Consider the following 25,351-nt stretch of genomic DNA (forward strand, 5'->3'; position numbering starts at 1 on the left):
TTACTTCTCCTCCTACACTAAATCTATTATTTTGGTTATCTCTCTTTCAGTAGTTTTATCCAATTCAAAAACAGACAAATCATTTTCTTGAGTAAATAATTTCATTTTATGTTTTAGGTTATTTAAAGTTTTTATGTTCTCTAAATAAGAAATCAGTTTTAGTTCATCTGTTCTTAGACTCCAATTCCCACTTGAAATAGCGAAGCTATTAAAATAAACAGGATTGTTATCTTTGAAACCATATCTTAACCATGATAATCCATCAAATATATCTGCTCCGCACAAAAAATATACGATAATGTTTAATGGGTCCAAGCAACCAAAAATATGAATTGGTTGTTTTAATCCTTTATCATTAAGAGTGTTCCTGATTTTACAAATATTCCGGCACCTTTCATATACCGAATAACCTAACTCCTTTTCAGTGAAACCCAAAATTGAAAATGAAGATAACCTAGAAACATTATTAATGACACTCTCAATATTTATTTTTCCTTCTCCATTTTCCGGTTTAATTAGAAAGTCACTAGAAAACAAAGGGAATTTACTAAAGATAGAATTCGCCTTATTTATTTGTTCAAATACTGGTAAACCCATGTAATCGTAATTAATTAATACAATATCTGTCATCGGTTCAATACAGGCTATTTGCTTAAAATAAATCTCTTCATTCCAATCCAATGGTTTATGTGGAAAATCATATATTTCTGACAAATCTGGTTCAATACCTGCTTCGTAGCCACCGCTGTCAATAAATAATATTTCGGTTTCATATATCTGTTTACCATCGATTAGGTTGTAATATAAATCATAAGAACTAAATAGTGTAGCATCTGATAAATAGTCTTTTAAATTATAAAAGATTTCAGCAAATTGCCTTATACCTTTACTCGAAAAGGAAGGTATTAAAATTGGAGTAGTAACCTCTATTCCTTTTACTAACCTTTCCTTACATAAGTAATTACTCATTCAGAAACCTCCTTCTATCTTTGCATGATAAGCATCTCCCACAGTTCCCTTCATGACCAAGCTCACAACTATAAGTAAGAGCAACTGGTATAGATTTCTGTAAGCAATAATCTATTATTTGTTTTTTTGTAAATTGGAGAAAAGGAACATCAAGTAATACTGTACCGCTAAAATAACCATCTATTATTCTTTGATAATCTTCCACGAACGTTTGAGAACAATCATAATAAGGAGTTCCAGCATGAATCCCTAGCGCAATCTTTGAATAATTTGATGGAAGAAAACTTAGGGCTGCTGTAATAAATAATGCATTTCTTCCTACGAATTCACCATTGTTATTCTTCAGAGAAAAGCCTATATTTGATACAATTAAATTAATTCCATAGTACCGGCATATATCTTGAACTACTTGATTCTCTTTATTACTGCCTGGTTGTCCATAATCGAAAAATAGAGCTGTAACCTCATATTTTTTTAAAAGATAGTATTCAAGTAATGCAGTAGAATCTATCCCTCCACTAAACAGTACCAGGACAGTATTACTTTTTCTCATCATTACCCCCATTACTTACCTCATCCTTTTCTACTTTTTTTAGTTCTATTAACATCTTTTTTAACTTGTACAACCATAGAATCATGTAAGGATTATGTTCAAGTGCTGTACTTATCTCAATTTTTCTATAAAGATGCCTTTTAGCTTTTAGAAAATACTTATCGGGTATCATGGGGGTTGTTTCACATATTAATGTGTAATGTAAGGTTAAATGGTCGATATCTTCATTTGTTACATTTGTCCGTTTTTCAATCGAATCCGCATAACGAATAAACGAAGTTAATTGCTTCCCTGCACTTTCATATTCAGAAGCCCTTTTTGATAAGCTCAAGAACTCTTCGATAACTGTAAATATAAATACCATAGAGGCTAATAAACCAATAACTACTTTATAAACAGGCTCTGTTAAGTTTTTAATCATAGGTAAAAACACATCAAAATTGGCAAATGTTAAAATGGCAACTACAGTCGAACCTATTAATATTAAAAAGTGCAATAAACTACTTGATAATCTATATTTTTTGGATAACATAAAATATGCATTTCTAGAATTCTCCGCTTTTTTTCTTAGTTTTTTGATTTGATTTATTTTATTCAGTTCTGCCATAAACTAATTCACCTACAAGTCAAAATTTTTTAAAATAAAGGAAGAAGCCAATAATAAGGCAAATTACTGCTCGTTCCAATAATGCAAGATAATAGTCATAGTAAATTGGAATTACATTCCATCTAGTTCTATGATACCAAATATACACAATAAATGTATATTCATATATTTACTTCAATACACATGATGTAAAAAAACTGCCAAAAATTAATTTGGCAGTTTTTCGTGTCGTTTTTTTATTCTTCTAGCTTATTTTTTTCGCAAGGGCAGAACTCTCGTGTTTTTCTTAATTCACTTAATAATCATTTTAGTTAACAACCTTCTCTATACCCATTTCCTCCAATTTACCCCATAAACTTTCAAGTGACTTAGTTTTGTTGTAATAAAACTCTCTACCTCTAACTCTCCAAAATTTCCAACCAGCTCGTTCTAAGTCATTTTGCCGTTGCATATCCTCTTCCCATTTTTCAGGACCGTGCCACCTCTCACCATCACATTCAACAGCAAGACGGTCTCTGATTCCTTCAATAACTAAATCAATACGGTAATTACCTACTTTAACTTGAGGTTGTACTTTATAACCTTTCGCTACTATCATACGTAATACTTCAATCTCAAATGGTGAATCACATTTTTCTTCTAAGTTCTCAATAATTTCATTTACCCTTGCTGGATTTTTACAATAGCTTAATAACTGGTATCGGTAACAGTCTTTCTTCAATTCATCTAACTCGACTGAATGATACAGTCTCATTTGATTTTTAGCTCTACTTGCAGCTACATTAAAGGTTTGTTGTTGGTCTTTCTTTGCCATCGCTACAAAACGTCTGTTCCCTGCAACAACCATTGATAAGAATACAATATCTCTTTCGTCCCCTTGAAGGCTGTATGCATTTCCACAAATTATTTTTCTCTTTACAAATTCACTTTCAGATATTCTCTCACGTATTTTATTCTCAATAAGAGCTGCTTGTTTATTTCCTTGTAATGCAATCACACCAATTGTTTGATTTTCAAACTGTGGGTCTGCAATTATTTTTTCAATGTCTTCAACAATTTTATCTGCTTCCGGAACATTTATTAAAGAACTTCCTTCCGTGGCATAACCGTCCTCAACTTTAATTGCAACTACTGGAGGCCCAATTTTTTCGTTTTCAAATGGAAGTCTTAAAGGAACCATTTGTCCACCATAACTAAGGTCATTCGAAAATTGAATAATTTCAGGTACACATCTAAAGTGTTCTTTTAGCATTAATCTACCGCTCTTAGGGAAGATTTGGTCTGCAATTTCGTAAAGAGATATTTTATGGTCAAATAACCTCTTGTTTGGTACCCCTTCTAGATAGCGTTGTATCAATTCTTCAATTTCAGAGTCTTTTGTACCAATACCATACGGGCGTATTTGTTCATCATCACCTACAACAACAATCTTTTCACCACGTAATAGCACGGGAACAGACATGATATCGCATTGACTACTTTCATCAAAAATAATGACATCAAACTTATCATTATAAATTGGGAAGTTTTCAATAACTTGATTGACCGGCATAATCCATACAGGAATCGCTGATTGTGCCTTTTCCATTTCTTTACGTGCATCGGCTAAGTATCGCTTGTTGTTACCAGTAGCTTTACCATAACGCTTTATAAAGTTTTTCCAAGCTACAAGAGCTCTCTTTTGTGTTTCAGTTATTCGATTAATTTGGTTTAACCAAGTAGAATTTGACACTATTGATGTGATTAATTTCTTTTGATAATCTTGTTCAGATTTGATGTTGTTTTCTATTCGTTCCGCTTCAAAGCCTTGATTTTCTGTCATCCAATCATATAAAGATTTAAGTTCCCAAGACTTTTGAACTTCTTGAGGAATCGCTACATCTTTAGAGAGTAAATCAACTATCATAGCTGCTGTTTTAGGCGCAGTTGCCTCAAGTCGCGTAAATAAAGCAAAGTATTTAGTTACATCTTCTTTCTTATTGATTAGATACTTTAATTCATCAAGTACGGACCCCCACCTAGATTCATCTTTGTCATTTAATATTTCAAGGAATGATTTAACAATTGGGTGTATTTCTTTTTCATTCAATAGCTGATTTAATGAATCTCTATATAAATTATATTCCCTTTCCCATTCTTGAAAGTTAAGAACATCAAACAGGCGATTAGTTGTTGATTTAAGCTCTACATAAAGATTGTAATTTAGCCAGTTTGAATTATTCAGTAACAGGCGATTTGAAGTTTGTATAAAACCTTCTACTAAAGCTCCTAGACGTATTGTTTTCTCATAGGATTCAATTGCTTTATCAATTGTGCTAAAAAGACGCTTATCTTCGATATCAATTGGAGTTCCACTAATTTCATCGATGTTAGCGTTCCAAACACGAACTATCTCCACTTTTTTTCTTTTTAAATGGAGGTACTGTTGCAGTATCTCAATTTCTTCAAGAGTTCTTACTGGATGACCATTAATGATTGGTTCTTGCCATAAAAATTTCGCATTCTTTCCCTTTGTTAATGCAAATATCGTATTAGGTTTCTTGTTCGCTCTTAATCGTTCCCCATATATATAAATATCTGATTCTAATTCAAAATCTGGTTTTTTAGGAAGGGTAAAGTCATAACTAATAATGGTTTTATGAATAGATACCAATTCTTTGTTTAATTCTTTTATCTCATTAAAGAAAGAGGTCCAGCGCTCTTTTCGGGTATTACCAGCCAGGTAGTCTTCCAGTATCTTCTGATGTGCAGTTCCTTCTATAAAGCAATCTTTGTATTCTAATATTCTTGAAAGCTCTATGTTTAATTTTTCAGCATATTCCTTATCATGCGGAAATTGAATTTTATTAGTGTGAATGATTGCCATATCATGTTTAATTTTTAATTCCTGACCTTTTGAAAGCCATTTTTTCATTTCTTCTGTGCTTTTTAATAAATGGAAATCCGGAAGAATACTATCTCTTAAATAAAGGTCCTTTCCTTCTAATGAACCTCTTAGTTCCCAAAGAGTCTTAAATTCTTCTTCTGATAACGGAAATTCAGAATTCAACTCCACTTTATCTAAAATCCAATGAAAATCTAATGATTCTTCAGTCAACATTTGGGCAGTAACCGCTTTGCTGATAGAATTACCTTTGTAGTCAATTTCTGTTTTTTCACTTTTGCTGTATTCCAGTAACTGATGCTTATATTTTGCTTCATTTCTTCGACTACTATCTAATTCGTTTTTACTTCGAGCAATTTCTGCTTCTAATTTTTCAATGGATGTATTTCCAAGTTTCTCCGAAATTGTCCTTATGGATGCCTCAATTTCTCTTAGTGAATCTCTTCCGCCACCTAGGACTGGTACACACAAATCACGTATTTCTTCTGGAATTTTCTCTTTAAGAACTTTTAGAGGGTTTTCCTTTTGGCTAGTAATAAGTATTTTTTTTCCATGTGCAAGTAAATGAGAAACAATATTGGCTATCGTATGAGTTTTACCAGTCCCCGGAGGTCCTTGTACTGTCAAACCGTAGTTACTCGCCAGCCTTCTGGCGATTTCTTTTTGTTCTTCATTTGCAGCAAGAGGAAAATATAAATCTGTGGCAAGTTTATCCCAGTTTAAGCTATTCATTTCTTCATCTATTTTAACTTCATTCCCGACAATTGACTCTATTGTTGCAGGTACTTCATAGCCCTCTTCTTGCATAGACTCAATGATTTGTTCTAAATCTCTTTGTATAACCTGATTGTCTTTTCTTCTTAAAATAATTACATATTCATCTAAGTGTCCTATAGCATCTTTTGACTGATGGATAGGTTCATCAGTTAAAGAAGTACGACCACTCGCATCAATTACCTGCATAAATTGACTTGATAAATCCCTAACATCTTCTTCAAATACATCTCTATATCGAGCTATTCTTCCTATATTCTGAATCTCTTCCAAATTAGGAAGTGGGATACCACTAAGAATATTCAGTTCAAGCTAGTATCCTTGATTAGTTGGTTTGACAGTAATAATACCTTTATCAGTATCAAGTTCTATATCCAGTTTCGTCGTAAATAAAGGGTGTAATATAGAATCAACTTCATGTTTCCAAGTAAAAATTGTATTTCCTAATAGTAGTTCAATACCCTCACCTTCAACTTGGAAATCTTGATTAATTCTGAAAAAAAGCTCATACAAAGTTTGAACCTTTTTCATTCGAGAAATTTCCGCAGCCCAGTCACTCCACACTGATTTCCAACCATTGAATAACTTTAAACGACTCGAATCCTCTTCAAAACGCACTTCTACCTCATCTGTGCCTTGGATTAATACTTTGGGTGCAGGAATATTTGGAGGTTTAGTTTCATGATTATACGAATATGTAATCCACTCTCTAATGGACTTGTCAGGATGAGGAGGCGTCAAAATTTCTTCTGTGAACTTCTGTCTATGAATCTCAATAATTGCTTCCCCATCTTCTCCTTCTCCCAGTAAATATACTCCATCACCGTATTCCTCAAGAGAAGCTTTAGTCCAATTTTTATCATATTCCTTAAAATCACGGATAACCTTAAATCGCAAGTTATTGACTGCTAACAAATATTCAAACAGCTGCCTAGCCTTGTCGCTCAATTAAAAGCACCTCTTTATTATTTCATATAGTCAATATATCACATTGTATGTATGGGAATAAAAGTTAATTCTTGCTAGGTTGCTTGTATACTACCCATAAAAATAAGACATAATCGTTCAAACAAAGGGTGATATAAATGAGTCTTTTGTCACAGTACCAGATTTGTATCGTTTTAACCATTTTAATATATTTTTCTTAATACGTGATAAAAGCTTAGAGAATTTATATCTAAGCTTTGTACACTAACTATTACATTCCTATTAAGCTATGTATTGGTTCCTTGGTGCATGAACATTATTATAAATCCTCGGCGTTCCATCTTTTTCAATTTCTAACCGTGAAATGAATCTATTGATTACCTCAGGTAGGGTTTCTGGAGCGTAAAGATAGTTCCCAATCTTTTAATTCTTCAAAGCCTTTTTTCTTGAGCTCGTTTATGTATTCGTTATTTAGAATTCTAATAGAGTATTTTTTCCCCCTTGGGCAAAGACTTCTGGGATACGATCACTGACTAATTTGTTATATATGGGTATGGTTTGACCTCTGAATTTAAATGTAAATTATTTTAGTAAACAATATACGGTAATAAGGTTGAAAAGGTAAACCTAATGGTGAGCACTGGCCGTACAAGATGTTAGCCGCCAGAACTCTTGAGGAGCAAGTTATCAAAAGAAGTAACGATTTTCTCCTGTGGTATTTGAGTTTCGCATAAATCGATTTTTATTCTATACACCATAACTTTCTACAACTTCCCATCCTTCATTTACTGCTTTTTGATATAGCGAATAAAGAACCTTTGACTGCTTCTCGGACGGTAAAGGGATTTTACCATCAGTATATTTTTTTAAGATGTCCCTTTGTGTAATAGTAAGCGATCGAAAATTGTTATTGCTCATAAAATATCCTAATAGTTGAATCCAATGTTCTAATTCGGTTTGAACAACAAACGCTTGTATTTCAATACCATTGTCCAATTCTTTTTGTTTTTTATCTGATTTTTGTTCATATTTGGCTTCCTCTGTAGTGATAACTATTTTCTTAAGCGGTAATAAATCGATTTCTATACCACGAACATCGTTCCAGCATTGCTCTTTTTTACACCATTGTGCAATATTAGCGGAGCCTAGCGGCGGATTAGTAATTCTCTCATATACTTTCATTGTGATATGCTTCATTAATTCTTCTAACTCAAATGGTAACCGCTGTTCATCCCATATTCTACCAAAATCTAAAAATAGCTTCCGTCTTTGTATAGAATGAGAGAGCAATGAGATTGAATATGCAACTGTTTGTGCTCTAAAGGCATTTTCATACCAAGGGGCCTTTGAAACAATTTTTTCTGTTGCCCGGAATAGAATAACCCTTGATACTGCATCCTTAAAATAATTCTCTGTGATTGCCAGATCATTTTTTTCTAATGTATTTGTTATCGATTTGGCAAACTCCTCAAAGCTGTATTGGGCACCTTTTGAAACAATATGCGGTTTTCGATCCCATGAATTTTCGCTTTTCGCCAAGAACGTCTTTTCGATTAGCTGATCTTTAGGGTTTTCAATTTGAAATTGTCTTTTTTTAGCTGGTGATAAATAAGCTTGCTCATTTAAATATTCACCACGCACTCTTTCGTAAAACCAATGAGTACGTTTCTGAGAACCTCCTTGAGTAGCAACCCAAATGCGTTTAGAGTAATCTTTCATTTCTTTATGGAACGGACTATTAGAGAAGAAGTCTGATTTGTTAACTTTGTTTTGGGTATTGGCGTACTCCGACACGCTCGATACAAACTCGCTTTTTTTCTCAAAATTATTTACAACGGATAATTTCATTTGTACCGATATATTTGAAATATCCAGCTTTGAGTTCTTTTTTGCTGCATAAATGGCAGAAGTAGTTTGGCCGCCATTAACTATCTGGAAATCGGTAATTTTGGTGATATATCCGTTCCTCGTTTCCACATCCGTGGCAGTTGCAGTAATGCCGTTATTATAGGCAAAAAACATATCCGGTTTATACTGAATGGTATTTCGTATTCCTTTATTGACTCCTCCTCTAAACTGTAAAAAGGTACGGACGTTTTGTTCAAGAAGCTTTTGCCCGTATTCATCGTAAATTTTAAATAATTGTTCTCCGTTCATAATCCCTAAATAGGACTGATATTCATCCGATGTGTTATGTACTTCCAAATAAGGAATGTTCAATTCAATATTGTATGAACCAGAGCTGTTTTGAGACATATAGATACTGTATAAATATTGTATATCAATAATTTTATGCTCGCATACAATACCTTCAATCGATTCGTTTGGTATATGGGATATATTTTTTGACATTTTACCATCTGTTAAGACAATAAAACGAAATTTATCAATTAAGTTGTTTTGCACGTGCCGATTAATAGTAAATGCCAAAGAATAGGCATCAGAGGTCTCCTCTAAATCATAATGAAGACCATCCATGCTTAACTCCGCATATTTTTTTAAACGATTAAACTTTGTCGTTATCTGTTGTTTGGTTAATGTTTCAATGACATCATCTTGAAAGAATTGAAAATTAATCAATGTAAATATTTTTCTGCCTTCATCATAATCGTATCCATAAACCTCACAACCTGTTTTAATGAATTCCGCCATTTCATAATTATTGGTTAAATCGCCTACTTGCATAAGATCTTCACATACTAATTCGAAAAAAGACTGAGCTTTCAATAATCCGCGACTTTCGGAATCCGAAAATATGGATTGTAAGAAGTCCTGATGGAACTCTACTAAAGTTGCCATGACTACCATCTCCGTTTATATTAAAATATCTGTTATGTTTACTTTAAAATTTGTACACCCCGATAAATCAATGTTGTACTTTATGTTTGGTATTAAATGTGAAACATGTTCTGAAGCTATCTTCGGAAATCCATCTCTTACTTCATAACCGATAACCTGTTCTAATAGAAACTTTGATAGAGATTCCTGCGGTATTTCAGGAAAATAACCATACTCTTCAACCTTTTCAGTAAACTCATTTGAAAGGCTTTCATTTTCAATTTTTTCTTTAATCGATTTAACCAAGTCAGCAATGGTTTCCCCGCTACCTGCTTCATTTAGAGCACAGGAAAATAGATACAAAGGATTTTTTTCTGAATTCAATTGTTCTTTAGAAGAAATCCAAACACGATTACCTGAAGTCATACGAAAGGATTTTACTTCAATCGCGAAGTTCTTCAGGAGGAAATCCTGCTTGTCTCCCAATGCGCCAACCCAGCCGTGGATACCGACACTATAACCATAAGCAGGTATGATGTAATCGCGTAAGATTTTTAATTCGCTGTACAAACCCATCTGTTCTTCTTTTGACATGATTTTAAAACTTGACTTGCGAAGCAGCTTCTGCCAGCGTTCTACTCGTTTCATTACATTTACAATTATATTTTCATTATGTTCCTTCATAACATTTATTAAATCATTGCAAAGGATTAGGAAAATCTCCCAATCCTTCGATTCTTTTAATAGTAAAATAAGCTTGTTCGGACTTGAAGATTGATCAAGCTGAATTTGAATCCCATTAAGCTTGATCTCGCGGATCGGCTGAATAAAATCTTCATCACATTGCATCATTAATCCATATTTATTGAAGGCATCCACAATCCAAAACGCATTATATTTGATTGTTTCTTTTACTCTTATTCGGCTGAGCCGGTCTAATTGTAACCAGGGATTATTCATCATCATAGTCACCGTCTTCACCAGCTTCTTCTCTATACGCTTCTTCCAGTTGCTTTTTGTATACACTATTTATCCGAACTTTTACATTGTTAACAAAAGGATCTTTTGAATTTGGGAAGCTGATACTAAACCCAACAGCTTCTATTTTATTATTTTTTCTATCCCCAAGTTCTAAAGCATGTACGAATAATACTGGCTTCATCAATTTTTCGCGCATTTCGTGTGATTTCAACTTTTTGAATACAGTCGGCATGATAATACTTTCTGGTTTCGCTCTTGAAAGCTGTCTATTGGCAACTTCGTAATAACTGTGCTTTTCTGTTACAGAACGGTATTGTCGCTGAACTTGAATGGAATCAGCCTCGAATATTGTATCGCTATTACCATTGTATAAGACTACATCCCAGTCTATATTAACTCTTTCAATATAATCTTTGATAAATTCAATCGGCATTCTCGATTTTAATCCCAAAGGGTCATTTTTATACAATCGGTAATTTTCCACGAATCTTTTAACAATCGTTTTATCTACATTTTTCCAAACATGACTATCGGTTGCTACATACTCGTATTCCCCCTTTTGTAAGGCTTGGATTGTTTCTTTTAACAGGGTTTCATTTGCATCAAGATCGTCTGATTTATTGCTGATCCATCTAGTTTCTTTAATCTGACCATCCAGGTTCATCTCTAAATACATATCTTCTGTATATTTTGACTTGTTGCGTGCTGTAACCTGAAGCAGACTATCTGGATGCAATTGCACGGCCAAACCAAAGTCTTCCGGTGTTAAATTTTCTTCTCGCATAACATTTAAACGGCTGACTAATTCATTCGTAGCATCAATAATAAATCCAAATTTTTTATTCATGTCATCCGTTAAGTACACTCTGCAAATATCTTCATAACCGATTCGGTAACCAAACCATCGGCCCATTTGCATTAATGTATCATAATAGATCGTCGTTCTTAAGAAATAGCTCACGCTTAATCCCTCTAATGTAAAACCGCGGGACAAGCTTAACCCGCCAATTACGATAACATTTGATTGAATATCCTTTCGATACTCTAAAGGAATTTTGGCTTTCTGATGTACATCTACAACTTGAATGGAATCTACTAATAAACAGACTTCTTTTAAAACCGTACCAAAATCAAATTCGATATCTTGTAATCTTTCAGAAAATGTATCTTTCATTGCTTTCAAATGTGAAAAATTGTACGGATTCGCCAGGTTTCCATACGCTTTAATTTCAGCTTTAAGATCCTCAAAGTAACTTGCTACAAGTTTTTTCACCTTAACATGTACGCCAGTGAATCTAGAAATATGGATTAACATACTATTATGCTTCTTTTGATTCCGTAAATTACGGATTGCAATATTGATAACAAATAAACGAACAGCATCCTTTAAGCTTTCAGGCAGCTTTCTTAGTTCACCATCATAGTCCTTTTTGTGCTTAATGACAAAAGGGATTTCATTTGGAGGATAGAGAATGTCATCATCTAACTCATAAGCAACTTCATCATTAGGAATTTCGACTACATACTTCTCGTTGTCTTTATTAAAAATCTTTTCTGCACCGAAATAATTAGATGGTGCTTCAAGCGCGTAAATAAAATCGCTTGGGAATATGTCTCTGCCTGCACCTTCATTTTTGGCATTATGATCGATGAAAATGTTAGCATATGGTGTTGCTGTATAGGCTACATAGGCACTCTTTTTGAATTTCTGTAAGAGAAGCCGTATCTTCTCATTGATAACGGTTGGTTCTTCTTCTTTTTTTGTATTAATCGATGCATAATCGGATTCATCATCGATCACAAGCATTGGTTTATCCACCTGATTCTTATAATGAATATCTAACCATTTTAAAAGATGATCTAAGGTCTTCGTATGTTTTTTAATCACTACTATAATTGGTTGCTTCATATTATCAAAATTTGTAGTTCCCTGCGCTCTGGCTGTTTCAATTTTGAAGTCATTTTTTGCATTGGTTAAACTTGCAGGCATTTTTTCTCTTTTAAATTCAGGTAATAGCCCGACACCCCTGTAATTTGCTCCGACAAATACTTCGTCTAGTCGTGCTTGTGTCTGGTCACGCAAGTTATTTTGTCCGCCGGCAATAACAACTATAAAACGATAACCGGCATCAGCAGCCTTACAAATTAACGAAGCATAGTTGGAGGTCTTTCCTGATTGGACATGGCCCACAACCATGCCATATCTTGAAAAGGACTCTAAATCAGGGTCTGCTAAGTTATTCATAATGGCATCCGTATCATCATTAATAGTTTCGAGTACTTTTTGCGGTAAATCACGTTTCATGTACGTCATATAATTGGTTAAATAATAATTATCAGATTGGAGCTTTTTTTTACCTGTCCACCAAGTGGTGTCTCTATTCTTCTGATCTTTTCCTGTTACAAGAATCCCTGTTGTGATCCGAACATTAAAGGATTGCTCCATTTCAGTTTGAAGATACTTCCATTCCTCTTCCATTAATGGACGTATATTATTCGCATCAGCTATTCCTAAAATTGTCTTTAAGAACTGTGGCTTTGTAACTTTGATTAAAGATTTCCATTCTTCGATAATTATTTGGATAGTATCTTCCTGCAAACCGCTTTGTTCCTGCAGTGTTCCAGAAATTTTTTCTTTTACATGTTTATACATGACATAATGATTAATCTTAGTGTTGGCTTGCATTTTCAAAATACCCCTCCTTGTTTTTGTATACTTCCGTTTTCAGTAATTCCTTAATGAACGCTTCACTAACACCTTTTGAACGCCAATTTTCCACTAGCATTATAATCTCATTTTCATTAATTAGTGTTTCTTGTTTGACTTTTAGCGGATTAGTATTCAACTGAGCAACAATGGCATCTAACGGCAAATAGCTTTCTAACCCCATTAAAATGACATTTAATAATTGATGTTGGTCTTCTCTTAGTGTGTCTTCTAGATTTTTGATAATCGGGTGCTCTCGATTGATTGCAAAGTGAATATCTTTATTATCAGCAACCAGCTCCCAAAATCGAGTAGTTGTCTTATCTTCAATCTTTTTACCTCTACCTGTGAAAGGTCTCGATCCCTTTACAGTTACTTGCTGAATGATACGCTTTAGGTCTTTCTTAATTTCACTTACTGGATTGGCCGCTGATTTCTTTATATCAATTCCCCATGCGGTATCCTGATTGTTAGGGATATCAATTTTAATACGTACAAGCTTGTGTGCATCGTTTGTTCTATGCATACCCCACCATGTGCCGTGAATCAACAAGCGATGGGCACGATATAAATAAAAACCCTGTGATTTGGTGTAGCCATCTTTTGTAGCGTATTTGTCAAATTCCTGTTGAGATAGCTTCGAATGGTGCGGTAATATATAAGGTTGCACTATTATTTCCGAATTTAAATATTTTATTTTTTCCGGTACCAATTGCTGCGTTGCTATATGTTTTGGGTTAAATGGATTAAAAGGTTCTAATGATTGACCATTGACAAAAATTTTTAAGGCATTTTTTCCAGGAACGATCCCTTCTAAAAAGCAATGAAATACTAAAGATAAATGGCTTCTCAATATATCTAACTTATTAGGTATGTCGGCTTCTTTAAACGTATCAATCCCGCGCCACACTACCAACGTCCCGTTTTCTTGTTGCATAAACTCCTCAAACAAAGGCACATTAGTGTACTCACTTATATCTGGCGTTATTAATAACCATTCGTTTTCTCTTGAAATAAATTTTAAGTCCCATTGTTTAATAGACACTACCCCATTCTTTTTCGATAAAACTGTTAAGTCTATACATTGTGAAAAAGATGCTGTTTTTAAGCCCAAACCAAATTTCCCCAAGTCTACTCCTTCTCTAGGAGAGTCTGGATCATTTGTAGCTAAACGCATAGCATCAATAAGCTCACTATTAGACATCCCAGTACCATCATCTAATAATGTAAACACTGTACTTGGATTTGGCATACAAGAAATATGTACATTTTTTGCTTTTGCTGTAATGCTATTATCAAGCACATCTGCAACAGCTACCTCAAATGTATACCCTATATCTCTTAAGGATTTTATAAAATTGGATATATTCGGTTGTACTACTTCCGTTATCAATTTTTCACCAACTTTTTTATTATTAAATATTATCTCGAGAAAAAAATACTATTAAAATATTTTTTAACTCGGTATTAATCATAAATTTTATCCTTGTTAAACTTTTATATCTTCTTTCATTTTGAAAAAAAATGCAATTTCAATTTTTTAACGTTACTGAGGTATAATTAAAATATCATTCTATTTACCTTAATATTTAAATTAATTGGGATGCTTATCTATGTAAAATTTTTAAAGTATTGTGTTTCCAAATTATTAAGAATCTTTATGATATAATTGTACCTTAAAAGAATTATCTTTTGGTAATATAATTCCAATAAAATTTAATTATTGAAAAATAAAAGAAGCTATATCCATCGGATATAGCTTCTTTTATAGATTATTAGGTCAATGGACCTCATATTCCCCTGTATTAACCATTTGCTCAGGAATTATTATATCTTTAGTTTTAACCTCTAACTTTATTCCTAACGACTCCAATAACCCTTCTGCTATACACCTTGCCAATATTGGTGGAACAGCATTTCCAACTTGCTGATACTGAGAATCCTTCGTTCCAACAAATTTGTAGGAATCTTGGAATGATTGTAATCTTGCAGCCTCTCTTATGCTGATAGCTCTGTCTTTTACCGGGTGTATCCACATTGATTTTCTAACATTTACAACTGTATCTGCAGGCTGACTGTATGATAGTCTTCTATAAATAGTATTTTGAGTTCTGCTATGATCAGTATAGGTAGTTTTTAATGACTCGTCCAAATCGTGGAAGTTTTGTCCTTCTTTTAGAGCTTGAAATCTTTTAACTGCAACATCTCTAGATTCTGTTCGTACATGGTTATAGATTTTTTGATTGCTATTATTGTTAAGGTATTCATTTAATGGGCTGCCAAAAATGGGCGTATTGGATCCCCTATCCATTTCATCTTCCTTAACATCAGTATTTGGGACTAACTTCTCTAAGTCCCCAATAGCATCATATATTTTATTAAAATCCTCTTTATTAGTAAATAATGGTTTTGGAGTTATAACCTTTTCAGCTTTTAAAGAGTCTTTTCGGACTCCCATTAGAATCAGTCTTCTTCTTTCCTGTGGAACCCCATATTGAGCTGCATTGAAAATATATTGATCTCCATTAAAAACATAACCCAAGTCGGAGAATTTTCTTTTAATATAATTAAAAACATTAAAGGATTTTATTGTAACTTGAAGAGTGTGCTCATTAATATTAATATCATACAGTATTATACGGTTCTGAATTATTTCAGCTATTTTATTAATAACCTTTTGAGTTTCAACAATCTCTTCTAATCTGTTCTTTAAATCGTAAAGATTTAATTCATTTTCTTCAATTAAGTTTTTAAGCATATCACCCAGATCTGCCCAATCTAAATGGTAAAGGTTGTCCCAAAACTCTTGATGTGATTCCTGCCATTGATTATTGATAATTCTTGTAAAATATTTTTGATTTGTTTCTTTATTAAGGAATTCCACTAAGGCCCTATTCGATTCCTTTCTAGCTTTTCTTAACAAAGAGTTCAACTTAGATAAAAGCTCTTTGTTCACCATATAAGGTTTTAAATCTATCTTTTTTTGATAAGCATTGAAAAGAAATTCTATTAATCTCCCTGAATATGAATTTCTGTATCCAATCTTAATCTGTTCTTCTGATGGCTCAATATTTAATTTTTTTAATTCCGCTTCATCTTTATCATTTAGATAGAACTTATGTTTTTCAGATTCTAATGTTCTAACATTTTCCATTACAAATGCTTTTGGTTTTATTTCCTCGATTGCACGAATAAATTCTCTTACTAACTGATTGTTTGAAGAAATTAGTGTATTTTGCTGCCTATTTGCATTTGAAAATCCTTGGCATGGAGGGCCTCCGATTATTACATCAATATCTTTGTATTCTGGCTTTTGTTCTCCTTCGTTATTTACATACTCCAGTCGAGTGATATCTTTATGTAAAATAACGTTATTTTCATGGTTTCTTTTGTATGTTTCCCTTGCATAATCATTGATTTCTACAGCAACCTTAACTTTAAACTTTCCAGTCTGTTCAAATCCATTGCTGAGACCGCCAGCGCCTGCAAAAAGGTCCATTACTTTCAGTTTAACCATATTAAAACCTCACTTCCACATGAAGTAGTTCATTTAAATATATTATAATACAGAACGCACGTTCTGTTCAAATTTTTTGACTAACTTTTCTATTATACCATAATAAAATAAACAGAATTAAAAGGGTTTTAGTTTAAGATTAAATCTATTCTTTTTCGGGAAAGATTTTTATTAGTAATAAAAAATGGAAGTGATTCGATGCCTGATAAAATAACAAAAGAGCAGCGCTCCAAAAACATGCAAGCAATCAAATCACAGTCAAATTTAGAAAACAATGTTTCAAAAGCACTTTGGAAGAAAGGGTTCCGATTCAGAAAAAATACAAAAATGTTCGGAAAACCTGATATCTCCATTAAAAAATACAAGGTTGTCATATTTATTGATTCCTGTTTCTGGCATTGCTGCCCTGTTCATGGAAATATGCCAAAATCAAACCAAGATTATTGGAAAAATAAACTCGGCCGAAATAAAAGCAGGGATAAGGAGGTAACCAGCTTTTACATTGAGAATGGCTGGAAAGTACTCCGGATTTGGGAACACGAGTTTAAACAGGACTTTGAAAAAACAATAGAAATGATTGCTGACTTTATTAGAAGTGCAAAAAATTCAAAATGAAAACACCCAACTCTTTGCTGAATTAAGATAAGGGTGTTTTCATGTTTTAAATTAAATTACTTAATTCTTTTGAACATGAGTCTTTATATTGTATCCAGCACGCCTCTTGTTTTGCCCATTGAGTAACGTTTCGTTCACCAGCAGAGTCTTTTAAATAGAATAAAGTTTTATCAGCAATGATTCTGATAACTTCATCCCATTTATCAGATAAAGATTGTTCTTCCCAAACTGCAACTAAATCGATTTGGCCGCTGTACAAATGATGCAGCATAGATGCTGTATAATAAATAACATTCGCCTTATAGCCTCTCAGTTTCATTTCATTAACAATCTCTTCTACTCGCTGATTAATGATTGCTCTTGCGATTAATTTTTGATAGACAGATAGGGTTATTTTGTCCTGCGTACTGCCGCTCCAAAAACTTTTGTTCAAATCCATGAATTTTTTAAAAGCTTCCTCTCCGCCTTTACTTGAAACATGAGGATAACCTTCCCATGACATGAAATATTTCGCAAGGTCTACTTTTGTCAGAACTTTATCTTTAGGATACTGCTTTTTGAAATCGCTTTGTTCTTTTCCGCGCTTTCTTCGGCTAATATCAACCATATACTGGCCTCTTGCACGTTCAAAATACCATTTATTTTCGGGTTTTCTTCCGTCCAGTGGAGGAATCCAAATATTTCGGGAGAATTTTTCTAAATCAGACATAAATCGGGTATTAGCGAGAAGATCTGATTTGTTTATTTTGTTTTGTGTATTTGCATATTGCGAAATTCTTGAGATCATATCATCTTCTAACAAATGCTGATCTTTTGTAACAAATTCATTAACCTGAAGAATAGTAAGCTTTGCCTGTACATAAACATCTTGCAGGCTAATTCCTTCTTTATAAGCCTTATGAATAGAAGCAGTAGTTTGTCCTCCATTAACAATCTGCCAGCCGCTTAGACCCTTTACTCTATACTGGTTTACACCTTCATTTACCTTTTCAAAATCACCAGTTCGGGCTACAGTTGAAATACCGTTGTTATAGGCTACAAACATTTTACGCTGAAAAGGATCTTTTAGTGTATCTCTTATGCCTTTATTTGTCCCTCCTCTGGCTTGGAGAAATGAACGGACGTTTCTTTCAACTAATTTCTGTCCCCATTCATCATATGCTTTTGCAAGGAGCTCTGCTGAAATGTATCCGACATAACAGTCAAACTCCTTAACCCCATTCGCAGGATCTGGCACAAACATCATTTCAAAGGTCTCACCATAATCCTTTTCAAAGTCAATATAGTCTGTTTCAATAGCCTGTTCGGAAGTAATGAGCTGCTTAACACGATCAATATCCCAAACTTGTACATTGACTGTTTCAATACCAGGGATTGACATCTCTACAGGCTTATTAGAAGAATAGTACATGTTTGTTACAACAAAGATGTTAATTTCGTTAAGATTAGCCATCTCATTCGAAATAATCTTAGCAAGATCAAAAGCTTCTAATGAATGATCAATAGTTTGCATAAGTGACTTTGCGTTTGTTACAAATCGCTTTGCCTTATTGGCAGTTTCGGTAACTGCAGTCATGTTAACTGTAAGAAGAACATCTTCATTTTGTTCAAAATTATAATCCGTTACGTACAGGTCTAATATATTATTCTCATCGTCAAAGGAATAAGCATTGACTGCAATATTCTTTGCTGTATCTAAATATGGCGGGATCAAAATTTCAGGATCATCAGGCCTTTCCATGAATGAAAGCATTTTTTCAAGAAATGGAATCTGATAACTCCCTGTTTTAGCCGCCTTTTCTTCTAGCTCCTCCATAAAGTCGATGAGAAATTCTTTTCTTTGTCTAGTTTCTACCATTTTTTATCCTTCCACTCTAAACATTTGGTATATGGCTTCTTGATCTTTCTCAAACTCTGAACAATGGGTAAGATCGATATTATATGATACGTGAGAAATACCCTTAGGGAGATCTTCCTTTAGCAGTCTGGGAAAATCCTCCCCTGCTTCATAGACTTCTGTCTTTTCTACAAAGTATAAAGTATCAGCGTATTCTTCTTCTCTAAAACCAAGGTCCGTCATTAGATCACAATATAAAAGTGCAATTCTTTCGGACCTTTCTGCTATTTTGTTCCGAACTTGGTTTGCGAGTTCCTGAAGAGACAATCCGTGTGTTCTGCTCTGCTCAAGAAAACATACATAAAGAAATATAGATGACACAGCTTCACTTAATTTAAGCTGATTTTCATTAGATATTTTAATTGTTTTAGATAATTTATCAATGACAGTTTTAATCTCAAGACCGCATCGGCTTCCTTTAAAATCTATTCTACCTCTTGTAGGGCCTTCCCACTGCTCAATAATAAGCGGGGGCTGTCCAGGGTTTTTATCAAGCCATTCATTTATAAACCATAATTCTCCAAATAAACCTCTTTGCTGTTCTTCTGAAAGCCTTTTAAACCCGCCTCTCTGGAAAAAGATCCTCCATCTATCGAGAACTCTATAAACTATTGAGAAAAGAGATTCCTCATTTTCAGCAACCAAATGATCAGCAAGGTTCTGGAGAACAACGTCAAATATTTCTGAGCTTTGTTCATCCTCCTGCCTGATAACGAGAAAATAATGCTGTTTTAACAGAAAAACCTTCTCAAAGTACTCGATTTTCACAGACATCCCGCGCCATTTCGGCAAGGCTTTCTCCTGATCATCCGCCCATGGTTCGGTTCCCAAGTCAATGTAAAGCTGGCGATGATGATTGGCTGGATCAATTCCTGCAAGCATGACAGGATTCTCGTAAGTAAGGACATTAAGCTTATAGACCTCGGTCTCATCTTGGCTTTTAAGTTCCTTGATCATTTGTTCAAACTCTATTTTTAGGTTAATCACAGCTACTCTCCTTAAATAAAGTTATTTATACAGTTTTGTTAGTCTGGTAGACACTTGTATCATCAATCTCAGTGCCAGGGAAAGAAAATGCAATTCCAATTGGCACTAATTTTGAAGAGAATTTCACATCCAGACTTTCGAAGATCTGCACTTGCGGATGTAAAGGATATATTAGGATTAATCCTTTTTCTTTGTCACGGATTCTGCGTTTATCTGTCCGGTCTTTTATTCCCTTTATCTCTTCAGGGTCAAGGTCAATGTATTCATGATTTGGAGATACAATTGCCCCAATGTCTCTTATTTGATCCTTGCTTACCGGCGGTTTTACTTTCTTCCCGAGGGCAGCAGCAGATTTTAATTTTAGTTTTCCTATTTCAACAGGGTACTCTGCCAGACCTGAGCTGACAGAAGGATCTCCTTCAACCACTGCAACAGTCCACTTTATTAGCTCTCCACTTCTATTAGCACGGTCAATATAATCAGATATCAATACGGAATTCACGATAGTACTGTCAGCAGTCTGATACTCTGACAGGTACTCTTTAATCAGTTCTGCATTAACGTTATATGCTGTAAAGTAGTTCGTTTTTTTGTAAGTGTTTTTTTCTAATTGAAGCTTGTTCACTAACTTAACAGTGGCGTCCATATTTCCTTTTAGCACCTGTTCACTTGGGTCAAATAGCCGTGTTTGCTGCAATGTACCTGCATAAATCACATTCGAAGAAACAGCATTTCTCATCTTTAGCGGGCTTGTCAGCATCATTGTCGGATGACTCAGCATTTTGACTGCATATTCAGAGGGGGTTTTTCCCATCGCAGCAAGACGGTCAAACTCCTGGCGAAGCTGGATCATCGCGATAGCCAGATGCTCAAAATTTGAAGCAATCTCTTCTGACGTGTAAATACGGCAGAGATCCATATAGCCTTTTCTATAGCCAAACCAGCGGCCCATCTGCATGAGTGTGTCATACATTAGCGTGTTCCGGAAATAATAAGTGATGCTTAATCCTTCAAGTGTAAGTCCCCTTGATAATTTGTCACCGCCGACAGCAATTACATTTAATCCATCTTCTTTATATTGATGATAGTCCAATGCATCCCGGCTGTTACCGTTTATTTCAAATACTTGAATACTCTCACTGCACTTTCTTAGTTCTTCATATACATCTTCCCAGCTGAAATCAGGATGATTCTCATTTGGCCATTCTCTGCTAGTCAGTCGAATGTCATTTTCATACAGTTCTTGCAGTTCAGCAATCACACTGCTTTCAGGATTATACTGCAGCTGTTTTGAGATGGCATCAAAAGTCCGCCAGACTTCATCTTTCACACTTGATTGAACATCCTTGAAGCGTGATGTATGAATAAGCATCGAATTATGTTTTTTCCTCTGCCCCCTCAAATTACGGATGGCAATGGCGAGTAAAAATGCCAAGATTGCCTCTCGCATTTGCGGCGGCACTTCTTCGAATTTATCAGCATCTGATTTCTTTTTTATAGTAGTAAATACATCAAGATCTTCCTGTCTCAGTGGACGAATTAGACTCGGCCTTGTGTCATCTGCATCTTCTTCTACATTAAAGTACTCTTCTGGCCCGCAATATTCCTTCGGTTTAGGAAGACCAACAAGGAAATCTTTCGGATAGAGGTCATCTCCCTCTTCCTCTGTTCTCCCCTCTTTGCTGATAAGAAGATTTGCAAAAGGTGTTGCTGTATAGCCAACAAAAGCCTTCCGGTTAAATACCTCAAGTATTTGCCTGATTAGCCGGTTAATCGTTTTTGGATCTTCGTTTTTGTCCGGATTAGAAGTATCAACAGATGCCTGGTCAGCCTCATCGTCTATAATAAGCATAGGAATATCCAGGTTATATAAATCACGGTGATTGATTAGCTGATCTCTAAGCGATTCCAATACTGTTTTGTTTTTCTTCACAACCATTAAAGTGGGAGCATTAAGATTGCTTGTGCCTCTTTGGCTGGACTTAATATCATTAATCTCTGTTGTCCAGGAGGAGATAATATGTTCTGCTGTATTTGAATATATTTGGGCAACTCCAATCGGGTTGCCATTCTTATCTGTCCGGTTGCCAATCACTTCTTCATTCAGCCTAATCTGTGTCTGGGCTCTTAAATCATTATGAATACCAGATAATACAATGACCAATTTATAGCCTAAGTCATAGGCTTTATTGATAAGTCCTGTGAAGTTGGCTGTTTTCCCTGACTGAACATACCCTAATGCAAGACCGCGATTATCAAATGGCTCCATGGATTTAGGGTTTCCAATTGAAGCCATAATTTGATTTGTTGTCTCGTCAATTGCTTGAACAGCCTCCAATGGCCATTTTTTTACCTCAGAGAGATATCTGCGGTACCTTGTCCAGAAAAATCCGCTCGCTGCCATTTGAGGCTTAAACCAGCCTTTTTCTCTACCGTTCCGCATGACATAATCCTTTGGAACCTCTAAACCAATTTTGTATTTCTTAAACATTTCAAGTGACCACTTTTGAAACATTACATCATCAATTGGGCCAAACCCAGATGCTAGCATCCTAGCTGATTCTAATGCTTTCTCTGCAGCTTCTTCCTGGGTTGAAGATACGGTTTTAAGCAGATAATAATTATTTGTAAAGGTCTGTTCAAATAGACTCTTAGTATCAATAACTGACAAACAAATTCGCCTCCGTTATTATTGCTTTTAATGTTGCCCGGTTCAATCCATCAAATGCAGGCTGTGATAACAAAATATTCAGAAGCTGCTCTTCTTTGTCTGCTACATTTAGCTTAAGCATGGAAGAAGCAAACTGGATAACCAGCTCTCTCTGACTATCCTGCACCTCCTGAACCTGTTCTTCGGGAACCTTTGGAGAGTCTATAATATTGCTTGGCGAGCCAAGCTGCACAAATTTAAGATACAAGTTTAATAGCTTTGCATTTTCGTCATCCAAGTTCTTAAGGAGCTCTGATAGAATTGGATGATTCCTATTTAGAATAAATTGCGGGCCATCTTCGCTCCCAGACTGTTCCCAAGTATTCAGACTTCCTTTAAATGTCTGGTTAGTGGAACCTGTCTGAGTCCGGAAATAGAATATATCCTTTGACACTTTCCTTGCAATAGCAGAAATGGTCTCCAGCCTTTTTTTCGCATCCTCTGGTAAGTTTATGCCTGATTTCTTTATATCTACCTGCCAATCAGAATCAGCCGTATTAGGCAGATCAATACGCACTCTTGCAAGCTGGGACGCTGCATCCTTTGGGAACATCCCCATCCAATCTCCAAAGTAAAGCAGCCGGTTCTCCCGGTATATATACAGACCCTGATGATCACGCCAGCCCTTATATCCGCCTGCCTTTTTGTACTCCGGCTCACTTAAGTTAGAAGCGTGAGGCAGGATAATATACTGGACTCTAATTCTATTATCATTAATTCGAAGCATCTGTGTTTCGCCTTCAATTGTATTTTGATGGTATCGCATAAACGGATCCCATGGCTCAATCACTTTTCCGTTAATAAACATTTTTACTTCGTTTTTTTCAAGAATAGAGTGGAAGACAAATTCCAAGTGTCTATTTATTCGGGAGACTTTATTATAATAGCTGGTTTCTTTTAATTTTCGCTTGCCTCCATATCCCATGAATCGGTCAAGCTTATCAATGCAGACAATTGTGCCGCTTTCCTCTAGTATTTCTCCCATTTTCACTTTAACTTCTTCAGGAATATTTGTGAAAAGCTGCCATTCATTACATTCAGATACGTGGTCTAAATCCCAGCATCTCTCAAAATATTGGCCTTCTCTTTTTGTAAGCACACTTAATCGCTTTCCCATAGAGAAGGATGCTGTCTTCAGACCCATTCCAAATCTTCCGAGTTCATTGGTGCTTCTTTTTGCACGCGGATCCTTAGAACCAATATTCATAGCAGTTTGAAGCATATCTTCATCCATTCCAAATCCGTTATCAATAATTCTGATCATTCCATCTGAATCGCCATAATCAAAATTAATATTAACTAAAGATGCTTTTGCATCCAGACAATTATCTATCAAATCAGAAATAGCAGTGCTAGCATTATAGCCAATAGATCGAAGTGCCTGAATTACTGGTGCTGCTGACGGCTGCGTCAATACAGTATTCATAAGAAAAACTCCGTTCAATTAAAATATTTATTTTAATTATAACAAAGATTTCACATTTACATATATTTGAATAAGGACTTACTAATTTTACTAAAAGTAACATTTGAATTTTTTTCAAATTAAGATATGTAATAGAATTTAAAATTAATACGAATCGAATCTCAATACATCTTACATTGGAAAAAAAACTAATTAAAAAAGGCCGCGAAAGTACGGCCTATTCCTCTTTATTGCACCTTATATATCTATATTTCAATTGTCTAAATTCTGTTAAAGCTGTCCAAAAATGAATCTAATTCACTTTCATTGGCAAATTTGAAAGAATAACCGTAATGAATCGGAGCCGCGCCTGTATGCATTTCTTTTGGAAATTGTGTGAGTGCTGTACTATGAAACTTTTTATCAGCTCTAAGGATCGCTTTCTTATCAACTATTTCTGGATTTAATATAATGCTAATCTCCTTCTTAGTTGGAACTAAATAAATAATTTCTTTCGTTTAATCATTTTTGAACTCTGCAGCCTTTGTTGTTTCCTTCGTGAGATTAAAATTGTTTTTGCTGAAAGTAGGATATAATTTTTCCATATAATTGGCTCCCCCATTATTTTTATTGTATTTATTAGCATCATAAAGGAAGTATATCATCAATATATAGTTACTAATAATAAGGATAAGCTCCTCATAAAAATACTAATCTTTTCTGGGCTGCTTTCATCAACTTCTGCAGTCGGCGTTATCATTCAATCGAGTATGGGATTCATTGTTTTCTAGTATTTAAAGAACTTTATGGAAACGATCGGTTTCGGAAGGAAATAAAGGGTAGTTTAGAATGGAAATCTTTATGGTGCTTGGGAGCATTTGATAGGAAACACGGATTGAGAATTTTTGTAATAATTCCACTAGGAAGGTTATAAGGTCAAATGATCAATGATTTCAGTTTTTTAATATAAGTAAAGGTGGGTTTGTACTCCCTTTTTGTACTTTTTCTGTGTAAAAAATGTGTAAAATGATATCAAAACC

At 34.6% G+C, this 25,351-nt stretch carries 15 protein-coding genes; 1 reads left to right on the top strand and 14 read right to left on the bottom strand.

Going from position 1 to position 25,351, the window contains the following annotated elements:
- Nucleotides 1-12: 12 nt before the first annotated feature.
- The 10 genes from RRV45_RS12175 to RRV45_RS12220 form a co-directional block, all read right to left on the bottom strand.
- Nucleotides 13-969 carry a hypothetical protein gene (locus tag RRV45_RS12175; protein ID WP_315664958.1) on the bottom strand — a complete coding sequence of 319 codons (957 nt, stop codon included), beginning with the start codon at nt 967-969 and terminating at the stop codon, nt 13-15.
- Complete coding sequence (locus RRV45_RS12180; RefSeq protein WP_315664959.1) at nt 962-1,534, bottom strand: 7-cyano-7-deazaguanine synthase; 573 nt, start codon at nt 1,532-1,534, stop codon at nt 962-964. Before RRV45_RS12180 ends, RRV45_RS12175 begins: the two co-directional genes overlap by 8 nt.
- The gene (locus RRV45_RS12185) at nt 1,509-2,129 is read right to left on the bottom strand and encodes a hypothetical protein (protein ID WP_315664960.1); all 621 of its coding nucleotides are present in this window, start codon (nt 2,127-2,129) and stop codon (nt 1,509-1,511) included. Before RRV45_RS12185 ends, RRV45_RS12180 begins: the two co-directional genes overlap by 26 nt.
- A 307-nt stretch (nt 2,130-2,436) precedes the next feature.
- The gene (locus RRV45_RS12190) at nt 2,437-6,060 is read right to left on the bottom strand and encodes an AAA domain-containing protein (RefSeq protein ID WP_315664961.1); all 3,624 of its coding nucleotides are present in this window, start codon (nt 6,058-6,060) and stop codon (nt 2,437-2,439) included.
- Between the two features lie 39 nt (nt 6,061-6,099).
- Nucleotides 6,100-6,735, bottom strand: coding sequence for a hypothetical protein (locus RRV45_RS12195; RefSeq protein ID WP_315664962.1), 636 nt, complete (start codon nt 6,733-6,735; stop codon nt 6,100-6,102).
- A gap of 726 nt (nt 6,736-7,461) precedes the next feature.
- On the bottom strand, nt 7,462-9,522 hold the full coding sequence (locus RRV45_RS12200) for an AIPR family protein (protein WP_410489291.1): 2,061 nt from the start codon (nt 9,520-9,522) through the stop codon (nt 7,462-7,464).
- Nucleotides 9,523-9,528: 6 nt separating this feature from the next.
- Entirely contained in the window at nt 9,529-10,473 is a 945-nt protein-coding gene (locus tag RRV45_RS12205; protein ID WP_315664964.1) for a PD-(D/E)XK motif protein, read from the bottom strand.
- Nucleotides 10,445-13,159: a Z1 domain-containing protein gene (locus RRV45_RS12210; RefSeq protein WP_315664965.1), complete on the bottom strand. Its 2,715-nt coding sequence runs from the start codon at nt 13,157-13,159 to the stop codon at nt 10,445-10,447. The genes RRV45_RS12205 and RRV45_RS12210 overlap by 29 nt, the downstream gene beginning before the upstream one ends.
- The gene (locus RRV45_RS12215; RefSeq protein WP_315664966.1) at nt 13,143-14,573 is read right to left on the bottom strand and encodes an ATP-binding protein; all 1,431 of its coding nucleotides are present in this window, start codon (nt 14,571-14,573) and stop codon (nt 13,143-13,145) included. The genes RRV45_RS12210 and RRV45_RS12215 overlap by 17 nt, the downstream gene beginning before the upstream one ends.
- Before the next feature lie 387 nt (nt 14,574-14,960).
- Nucleotides 14,961-16,697, bottom strand: coding sequence for a DNA cytosine methyltransferase (locus RRV45_RS12220; RefSeq protein ID WP_315664967.1), 1,737 nt, complete (start codon nt 16,695-16,697; stop codon nt 14,961-14,963).
- Between the two features lie 198 nt (nt 16,698-16,895).
- On the opposite strand from RRV45_RS12220, the gene RRV45_RS12225 reads away from it, so the two are divergent.
- Nucleotides 16,896-17,312: a very short patch repair endonuclease gene (locus tag RRV45_RS12225; RefSeq protein ID WP_315664968.1), complete on the top strand. Its 417-nt coding sequence runs from the start codon at nt 16,896-16,898 to the stop codon at nt 17,310-17,312.
- A gap of 46 nt (nt 17,313-17,358) precedes the next feature.
- Here the strand turns inward: RRV45_RS12225 and RRV45_RS12230 are convergent, their stop codons facing one another.
- The 4 genes from RRV45_RS12230 to RRV45_RS12245 are packed head-to-tail and all read right to left on the bottom strand — an operon-like array spanning nt 17,359 to nt 24,332.
- Complete coding sequence (locus RRV45_RS12230) at nt 17,359-19,170, bottom strand: AIPR family protein (protein WP_315664969.1); 1,812 nt, start codon at nt 19,168-19,170, stop codon at nt 17,359-17,361.
- Nucleotides 19,171-19,173: 3 nt separating this feature from the next.
- Nucleotides 19,174-20,196 carry a PD-(D/E)XK motif protein gene (locus tag RRV45_RS12235; RefSeq protein WP_315664970.1) on the bottom strand — a complete coding sequence of 341 codons (1,023 nt, stop codon included), beginning with the start codon at nt 20,194-20,196 and terminating at the stop codon, nt 19,174-19,176.
- Nucleotides 20,197-20,221: 25 nt separating this feature from the next.
- Complete coding sequence (locus tag RRV45_RS12240) at nt 20,222-22,867, bottom strand: Z1 domain-containing protein (protein ID WP_315664971.1); 2,646 nt, start codon at nt 22,865-22,867, stop codon at nt 20,222-20,224.
- Nucleotides 22,854-24,332 carry an ATP-binding protein gene (locus tag RRV45_RS12245; protein WP_315664972.1) on the bottom strand — a complete coding sequence of 493 codons (1,479 nt, stop codon included), beginning with the start codon at nt 24,330-24,332 and terminating at the stop codon, nt 22,854-22,856. Before RRV45_RS12245 ends, RRV45_RS12240 begins: the two co-directional genes overlap by 14 nt.
- Between the last annotated feature and the right edge of the window lie 1,019 nt (nt 24,333-25,351).

This window comes from Bacillus sp. DTU_2020_1000418_1_SI_GHA_SEK_038 (assembly GCF_032341175.1).
Taxonomy (GTDB): domain Bacteria; phylum Bacillota; class Bacilli; order Bacillales; family Cytobacillaceae; genus Cytobacillus.

Bases quoted from the DNA above. Each gene is read 5' to 3' on its own strand.
- RRV45_RS12225 (WP_315664968.1), top strand. From the start codon at position 16,896: ATGCCTGATAAAATAACAAAAGAGCAGCGCTCCAAAAACATGCAAGCA.
- RRV45_RS12245 (WP_315664972.1), bottom strand. From the start codon at position 24,332: ATGAATACTGTATTGACGCAGCCGTCAGCAGCACCAGTAATTCAGGCA.
- RRV45_RS12185 (WP_315664960.1), bottom strand. From the start codon at position 2,129: ATGGCAGAACTGAATAAAATAAATCAAATCAAAAAACTAAGAAAAAAA.
- RRV45_RS12230 (WP_315664969.1), bottom strand. From the start codon at position 19,170: ATGGTAGAAACTAGACAAAGAAAAGAATTTCTCATCGACTTTATGGAG.
- RRV45_RS12175 (WP_315664958.1), bottom strand. From the start codon at position 969: ATGAGTAATTACTTATGTAAGGAAAGGTTAGTAAAAGGAATAGAGGTT.
- RRV45_RS12220 (WP_315664967.1), bottom strand. From the start codon at position 16,697: ATGGTTAAACTGAAAGTAATGGACCTTTTTGCAGGCGCTGGCGGTCTC.
- RRV45_RS12200 (WP_410489291.1), bottom strand. From the start codon at position 9,522: ATGGTAGTCATGGCAACTTTAGTAGAGTTCCATCAGGACTTCTTACAA.
- RRV45_RS12180 (WP_315664959.1), bottom strand. From the start codon at position 1,534: ATGGGGGTAATGATGAGAAAAAGTAATACTGTCCTGGTACTGTTTAGT.
- RRV45_RS12210 (WP_315664965.1), bottom strand. From the start codon at position 13,159: ATGCAAGCCAACACTAAGATTAATCATTATGTCATGTATAAACATGTA.